The organism is Xanthomonas sp. SHU 199 (assembly GCF_000364665.1).
GTDB lineage: Bacteria > Pseudomonadota > Gammaproteobacteria > Xanthomonadales > Xanthomonadaceae > Xanthomonas_A > Xanthomonas_A sontii.
In genome coordinates, this window is the sequence record NZ_AQOI01000807.1 from 1 (window position 1) to 459 (window position 459).

The window sequence follows — 459 nt, forward strand, 5'->3', positions numbered from 1 at the left end:
CGCCGAAGTGGCGGCGCGGCTGCCGCTGTGGCCTGGTCCGGCACCGGGGTCCGCGGCCGGGCCCGAGCAAGCGCACCTGGTCGAGCGCAGCGACGACCCGGCCCTGCCCGATCGCGCGCTCAGCGGCCGCTATCAGCCCTACCTGGTGGTGTACCGGCCGAAGACGCCGAACGGCAGCGCCCTGCTGGTCGCGCCCGGCGGCGGCTATGCGCGCGTGGTGCTGGACAAGGAAGGCACGGCCTTGGTGCCGATCTTCGCCGAACAGGCCGGCATCACCCTGTTCGTGCTGCGCTACCGGCTTCCCGACGCAGCGGTCGACGGCGCCATGGCGCGCGACCAGCCGCTGGCCGATGCGCAGCGCGCGCTGCGCCTGATCCGCGCGCATGCCGCCGACTACGGCGTGGATCCTCAGCGCATCGGCGCGATCGGCTTCTCGGCCGGCGGCCACGTCGCCGCCAG

Annotated in this window: 1 protein-coding gene; it reads left to right on the forward strand. The window is 74.9% G+C overall.

The genetic code is table 11. The features are described 5' to 3' along the window. Nucleotides 1-459, forward strand: a 459-nt coding sequence (locus tag D183_RS0122105) for an alpha/beta hydrolase (RefSeq protein WP_017910917.1), incomplete at both ends; no start/stop codon positions are given.